Below are 8,234 nucleotides of genomic sequence, written 5' to 3'. Positions count from 1 at the left end.
TCCTGAGCAGAAGCGAATGCTATATGAAGAGAAAAGTCTAACGGGGGCTGTCTGCCCACAGTCGACAACTTCCTCGGAGTGTCTTTCATTTATTTAATTTTGTTGTATCGGATTTTATTTCTAAATTTGTAGACAAAGATATGATAATAAAAGATATTTGTAACAAAATTTTCATCAACCGACAACTAATTCGGGAAGGTGACAACCATATTGGATTGAATGACAACCAATCTGGTAAGGTTAGACAACTTATTTAATAACAAATGTAAACCTATTCCGGCTAAAGACAATGTGCGTTGGAGTTTAATGTCACTTTTATACCGATAATGTCACTCAATGTCACTCGCTCATCCCTTATAAACAAAGGGTTTGTGACAAAGTGACATTAGTGACATTGAAAAAACTTTTTCTGGTAGCGTGTCTTTAGCCGGAATTGGTTTATATTTGTTATTAAATAAGTTGTCTAATCCAACCAGATTGGTTGTCTGTCTTTAGCCGGAATAGATTTATCACTCCCCTAAATTGACGATGAATCTGATTATGTGTTCTCATGATTTAAATGGACCTATACACGAAAATTCTAATTCGCGAAATAAGGCAGAGTGATATGGGCCTTATCACTCTGCAGTTTACGAAGCAAAAGGAAGTGATATGGCCCTTATCACTATTAGATTGAATAATAAACACAATGCCAAAGCTTGCTCAAGTGATTTTTTATGTTGAGCTGCATGAACTATGTACTCACTCTAAACTATTGATGGATAACACATGCCACGCTTTTTCTAGAAAAATCAGCTACAGTAAACTGCATATTATCTGCCGCATTTTATAATAAAATCATGCGCGCAAAGACTTGGGAATCCATTCCTACGATCAAACGTTTGCATTATATCGACATAAAGTTTCCAATCCTACGATCAAAAGTTTTTATTCCTTCGATGAAACGTTTCCGTTTCTATATGGAAAACATTCTATTAAAAAAACGGACTTGCATTTTTGACAAGACAAAATCACCTCTAAATATTCTCAATTTTGCGTTTCATCGTTAAAACGACTAATAATGACGTAGCTAGTACGTAGCTTACCGCAGCTATTTTTTTAGTTTTTATTTTCAACAATGCTAGTAAACAAGGGACTTTCAAGCATAAACGTAGCTACGTAGCTATTTATTTAAAAACTCTTAGAGGGGAATTCTGTATTTAAGTACATGTTTTATAATGCCAATTGATACGACATCAATGAGAACGGGGTACCTCTTAAGGATATACTTAGCGTAGTACATAGTACGCGAATACGTCTGCTTTATATTTCTGTTTGCAAGAAATTCATATTGGATATTTATTGTCGATCATCATCACAGATAGAATTCTGATTTTGAGGAGGAAAAAATCATTCATTATTCACTGCTTTTTATAACTCTGAAAATTGATTTTTCTGAAGATAATAAGTCACTCAAAATTGATTCTAAATTGATTTATAAATGAATTCAAATTGATTCTAAATTGATTCTAAATTGATTTATAAATGAATTAGAAATCAACGAAACGACTATATGCATAATACGTACACGCATGCGCAACCGCGCGAAGATATAGATATAGATATAGATAATAGATATAGATATAGATAATAGATATAACGATAGTGAAACTACTGCTACCGCTGTAGTAAAGGCAGCAGCACCATCAGACTTTCTGACGAAGATAAATTCTTTTGAAATTCAATCATTAAACAAATTCAACTATGACGAATTCTTTCGCTTAGATAACTGCAATAGATTTATAATCACAATGGATATTATTCGCAAACTTAACCATTTTTAACCATCACAAGTATGTACATTTTTGGTCATTGCAGTTTTTTTAACTACCTTTGTATCTAACAAAAATACACCAGATGAAACATATCCTACTATCAATTTTTATCCTATGCAGTCTCGTTTCTAAAGCGAATCCAATTCAAGGATTACTTGAGCGTATTGACAAAGGTGCAGGAGATAAGTTTGAGACGGAACTTGTAAATAGCAAGAAAGACTTTTTTGAACTTTCACAAGATAAAGACAAGATATTAATCAAGGGAAACTCTTGGGTTAATATCGCATCTGGTTTGAATTGGTATTTGAAATACTATGCAGGAATTCAACTGACATGGAACAACATGAAAGCTAATATTCCTGCCAAACTTCCTAAAATCTCAAAAGTAGAACGCCATGAAACAGACTTGAAACTGAGATATGATTTCAATTACTGCACGTTTTCTTATTCCATGGCTTTCTGGGACTGGCAGAGATGGCAGACGGAAATAGACTGGATGGCTCTTCACGGAGTAAACCTTCCGCTAGCTATTGTTGGCGAAGAAGTGGTGTGGAGGAACATGTTGCTGAAACTTGGCTACAACAAAGAAGAAATTGGTAAATTCATTGCCGGACCAGCTTTCTTGGCATGGTGGGAAATGAATAACCTTGAAGGTTGGGGCGGTCCACTACCCGACTCATGGTATAATGCACAAGAAGCATTGCAGAAGAAAATACTTAAACGTATGGATGAATACGGCATGCAACCAGTATTGCCGGGTTTCTGCGGTATGATGCCACATGATGCTAAGACAAAACTTGGACTGAATGTTACTGACGGAGGTACATGGAACGGATATACACGACCAGCAAATCTATCACCAACAGACAAGCATTTTGATAGAATTGCAGATCTATACTACAGGGAATTAACCAAACTATACGGCAAAGCCAACTACTATAGCATGGATCCATTCCACGAGACCAACGATGATGCAAGCATTGACTATGCGAAAGCAGGAAAGGCCGTGATGGATGCGATGAAACGAACTAATGAAAAGGCGACATGGGTGATACAAGGTTGGACAGAGAACCCACGTCAGCAGATGATTGCAGACATGAAGAATGGCGACTTGTTGATTGCTGATTTGTTTTCTGAATGCCGTCCGATGTTTGGAATTCCTTCTATCTGGAAACGTGATAAAGGATATGAACAGCACAACTGGTTATTCTGTATGCTTGAAAACTTTGGTGCCAACGTTGGACTACACGGTCGCATGGATCAATTGATTAATAATTTCTATGCTACAAAGGAAGTTTCGCCAAACACAGAACACATCAAAGGCATCGGCTTCACAATGGAAGGTTCAGAGAACAATCCCGTGATGTTTGAATTGATGAGCGAACTGCCTTGGAGACCAGAGAAGTTTAAGAAGGAAGACTGGATAAGAAACTATGTAAAAGCAAGATATTCAAGCGACGACGCTAATCTGCAAAAGGCTTGGAGCATACTATCAGAAACAATATACAACTGTCCTGCAGGTAACAACCAACAGGGACCTCACGAAAGTATTTTCTGCGGTCGCCCGGGACTGAACAACTTCCAAGTGAAAAGTTGGTCGAAGATGCGCAACTACTATGATCCAGCATCAACACTTGAAGCAGCCAGACTCATGGTGAGCGTTGCAGACAAGTTTAAAGGCAACAATAACTTTGAATATGATCTTGTAGATATATGCCGTCAAGCACTTGCTGACCAAGGAAGACTACAATATCTAAAGACAATTGCCGATTACAACGGATTTAGTATAGCCCAATTTGACAAAGACTCTAAGAGATTTTTGAACATGATACTTCTGCAAGACAAATTGCTTGCTACAAGAAGTGAATTTCGCTTAGGTCATTGGACTGAAGCTGCAAGAAATCTAGGACATACAAATGCTGAAAAAGATTTGTATGAATGGAATGCAAGAGTACAGATTACCACATGGGGTAATCGGGTCTGCGCTGATAAGGGAGGACTTCGCGACTATGCAAACAAAGAATGGGAAGGATTATTGAAAGACTTCTACTATAAGCGTTGGAATATATACATGGATGCCTTGGCAAAACAGATGAGACAAAACCAACAGCCAGACGAAGATGCGCTTGGAGCTGGAAAGAATTCCACCAAGACTAGTTCGGAACTCTTTGCGATGGCATTGCCAGCAGGTCCACAGATTGACTGGTATGCCATAGAAGAACCTTGGACACTTCAACATAATCCATACAGCGCAAAGCCAGAAGGTAATGCTATTGAAATGGCAAAGGAAGTTATTGATTTTTTAAAATAGAAAATAAATGGAAAATAAACGTCTGATATCACTTGACGTCTTAAGAGGACTTACCGTAGCTCTTATGATAACTGTAAACAATGGCGGTGGAAAAATGATATATTCCACACTGGAACACAGCAAGTGGAACGGTATGACTCCTTGCGATTTAGTGTTTCCATTCTTCTTGTTTATTATGGGAATATCTACTTTCCTTAGTTTCAAGAAAAGTAACTTCACATGGAGCAAAGCCACTGCGATAAAAGTTGTGAAGAGAACAATCATGATGTTTATGATTGGACTACTGATTAACTGGTTTGCATTGCTGCTTGGCGGTAAAGGACTTGACTTCGAGCATCTCAGAATTTGGGGAGTGATGCAACGAATTGCACTGTGTTATCTTGCTGTATCAATATTTGCCTTAAGTTTTAAGCATAAATATATACCAATAACAATTGTAGTATTGCTTGCAATATATTCAGCCATACTTATACTAGGCAACGGATATGCTTATGATTCACATCTCAACATACTGTCAAAAGTTGATACAAGCATATTAGGATATGATCATCTTTACCACAAAAGCCCTGTTGACCCAGAAGGACTACTAAGTACTATTCCAGCAATAGCCCACACAATGATAGGTTTTTATTGCGGAAAACTGATGGCATCTGCAAGAGATACTGAAGACAAGGTGATGAAGTTTATGATTGCTGGCGGAATACTAGTCATCATAGGTTATCTTGTAAGTTTCGGGCTACCATTGAATAAAAGAATTTGGAGTCCTAGTTATGTTTGCATGACTTGCGGACTAGCTGCAATATGTCAGGGCTTACTGATGTATTATATTGATATTAAGGGAATAGCAAAGGAGAAACTGAACATGGCTTTGATATTCGGAACCAATCCCCTATTCCTCTATGTAGTAAGCGAACTTGTTGGTATCATATTTGGAGCTACAGGATTGAAGATTGGTATATACAATGGTATAAGCACAGTCATTATCAATCCATACATGGCATCACTTGTTTATGCTATCTTATTCATGCTATTACATGCACTAATGGGTTATCCATTGTGGAAGAAACATATATTTATAAAGTTGTAATGCGAAATCGCATTACTACTTTATCTTCATTCTAGCGCTTCATAACTTTCACGCCATCCTTGATGTAAACGCCTTTATACGTTTTTACATCTGGCATTTTCATGCCTTCTATATTATAAAATTTACCCTGAGAATCATCTTTTGTTATGTTGTTGATACCAGTAGGAACTTGTCCACTTCCAACAACTAGATAAAGATTTTTATCTGACATTTCAAGTTTGTAGGTTACTCCACTGATACCTTCAATAATTATATCAGACAAATTACCCTCTAACACATTGAATGTACCAACGAGATAAGCACCATCATTAGGTTTTGAATTGCCAGTGAACTGAATAACAGGAGCTAGATATTTTGGTCCATCAGTCCAATCCACCTTATTAATACGTAATGTATCAGCCGTAATATTGGCAGAAGACAAAGGGAAGACTATTCGAGAACCGAAATTCAAAGTAACAGAACGTGCAGACACATCACCCTGTGGCAGAAGCTGTGAAGCATAGTCCATTACAATACCTGCACCAAACTTACCGCCGTTGGTTTTCAATGTAGCGAAACGATTTAACCACACACGACTTGAAGCCATATTTCCATCAAAATCAAGTTCACCATTCCATACATCAGTATTGCCAGTATAAGTCTCTGTAACATTAGGCAATTTCAATATTCCATCACCTTGCTTTATAAGACGCATCTCGCCAGTAAAAGCACCACCAGTAATGGTATGCGTATAAGTAGTGGTTGTGATATTTGCATTGTCATCATGTCCCTCAACCCATGTAGGAGCATTGTCTGTAAGGATATATGGCGCAGCACCGTCAACAACACTGACACTCATATTATCAGTCTTTGCCAAAAGCAAATGCTTATCATTATTATCTTTGTTGATAGATGCTCCGTCAGCAATTTCAACCCTATCAGTGAGTGTACTTGGAGGAGGTGCGATGGTAATGCCCTCAGCCTTTCCAAGGAAATAACTTGTATGAGGAGTTTGGTTGTATGCTTCCATCTGCCATACTTCACTTTGGCGATATTGAGTATCGTGCCACAAAGTATAATTACGATATTCTGTAGGGTATGTTGTCGTATATATTCTGAGGTTTCCACCACATCTTACGATAAACTCCTCACGCCAATCACCAAGAATATCACCCTGAAAACAAGGATTATTCTTAGAATCATTGTTCATATTGCAACCAGAAGAAGTAAAAAGTCTGCCATATCCCGGTTTCTCTATCTTAGCCTCCTTAGCAGTACCAGGACTATTCAGAACTTCATCACACAAATCACCGTCCCAATAGATTCGGAAATTCAAATCACCCCAATTTAGAAAAGTATCAGCATTGATACCAAGAACATTATCGGTAACTGAACTAATTAAATTTGAAGCAGAAGAACGTCCCTGGCACCCATGGAAGTTATCAGAGAATTTTCCGATCAAAGCACGTCCATCATCGGCTGTTGTCTCAAAGCGATAATACAGCTCAGATGTAGTTGCATTACGATAATTGTTTCCAGGCTTAGTCTCATTGCAACCAAAGAATTCAAGTCCATGACGATATGGATCAAAGTCTCCGACATGTTGAGAATCACCATGACCAAGACCAGTTGTACTAAGTCCCTTGCCATTATCATCAATGACCATTGAACCATATACAATCTCATCCCTGCCATCCATATCAACATCGGCAACACAGAAGTTATGATAACCATTACCATACCATTCACTACCAGGTTGATTACAATTCCAAGTCCAACGGGTAGTAAACTCATGCGTCTGCGGATTGATATCATAAGCGATCATCTTCTCACGGGTGTAGATTCCACGAGCTAAGAACAAACTAGCCTTACGACCATCAAGGAAAGGAGCACCAAAGAAATATTTTGATGAACGATGACCATAGTCATCTCCCCAAGCAGCTTTAAGATCTGTTTCACCATCCTCTAATCTCTTTAGTGGATAGTCTATAATTTGATATGGCTTACCTGTTTCACCGTTTAGATATAAGAGATACTCATTACCTGTATGAGTCCAACAATACTGCGCATCGGTATGTCCGAAAGTGTTTCTTGTATTTACTGAAGCATCACCTATTACCTTTGTAGTGCCATCAGAGAAATGAATTTTCATGCCATCAGCACCGCGGAGTACTACCTCAGCTTTACCATCACAATCCCAATCATAAGCAACAATATCAATTTCAGTACTGTTTAGACTCACCATGTTTGGACCACAATCAATCCACCACATTCGTGTACCATCTAGCTTATAAGCTTCAAGGATAGCATAGTCTGTCGCATTTTCCAAATACAAAGAAGATGCATCTTTGGTATTAAGTCGCTTGAGAAGTATTTCAAGTTGTCCGTCACCGTCAAGATCAGCCATACTGATATCATTTGGCTGATAATCAGCTGTGATATCAGAACCATCAGCATTTGAATATACTTTTTGAAGAGTAATGTCTTTATAGCCAGAAAAGTTACGATCAATAAGCTTATACAGATAACAGTTCCAAGATGTCTGCGGTTTGCACTGTGGTTGCTCCACACCTTTAACGATAGCACTTACAGTGTACTCACTAGTAGTACTACCACCTGTGTCATTATAATTTGACACGCTCAAGGGTTTGTCATTTAGTTTAACACCATCCCTATAAACATTATAGGTAACGTCATAATACTCATTAGCAAGGATTCGCCAACTTACGAAAGTTCCCTCATTGCTAGTTCCATTTGTACGATGAACAACAACAAGACCACGATCAAGTGCATCTGTCATGCGCTGGGCATTAAGCCCTAGACACAAGAATAGAATCCAAAGGGATAATAAAATCTTTTTCATTATTAAACATTAAAGTACCAAAGAATCAATTAGTTATTAGATTGATAGTTTTTCTGCAGCAAAGAAACGGAATAAAACTGATTCAAAACAGCAAAAATCGTTCGTTTTTCTGTAGATTTGTACTTTTTGATAAAGATAGTTAAATTAAAGCAAATATTTAAGTTTAGTTTACACCAAGAA

3 protein-coding genes are annotated in these 8,234 nt (G+C 37.7%); 2 read left to right on the top strand and 1 reads right to left on the bottom strand.

Annotation, left to right across the window (positions count from 1 at the left end):
- The first annotated feature begins 1,896 nt into the window (after positions 1-1,896).
- Positions 1,897-4,125, top strand: a complete 2,229-nt coding sequence (locus B045_RS0108990; RefSeq protein WP_018463940.1) for an alpha-N-acetylglucosaminidase — start codon at positions 1,897-1,899, stop codon at positions 4,123-4,125.
- 7 nt (positions 4,126-4,132) lie between these two features.
- On the top strand, positions 4,133-5,212 hold the full coding sequence (locus B045_RS0108985; RefSeq protein ID WP_018463939.1) for an acyltransferase family protein: 1,080 nt from the start codon (positions 4,133-4,135) through the stop codon (positions 5,210-5,212).
- 31 nt (positions 5,213-5,243) lie between these two features.
- Here B045_RS0108985 and B045_RS14475 read toward each other — a convergent pair whose 3' ends face one another.
- Positions 5,244-8,054, bottom strand: a complete 2,811-nt coding sequence (locus tag B045_RS14475; RefSeq protein WP_025883446.1) for a rhamnogalacturonan lyase family protein — start codon at positions 8,052-8,054, stop codon at positions 5,244-5,246.
- Between the last annotated feature and the right edge of the window lie 180 nt (positions 8,055-8,234).

The sequence above is a fragment of the Segatella paludivivens DSM 17968 = JCM 13650 genome (assembly GCF_000373185.1).
Classification (GTDB): domain Bacteria; phylum Bacteroidota; class Bacteroidia; order Bacteroidales; family Bacteroidaceae; genus Prevotella; species Prevotella paludivivens.
This window is presented reverse-complemented; position numbering and strand designations above follow the sequence as displayed.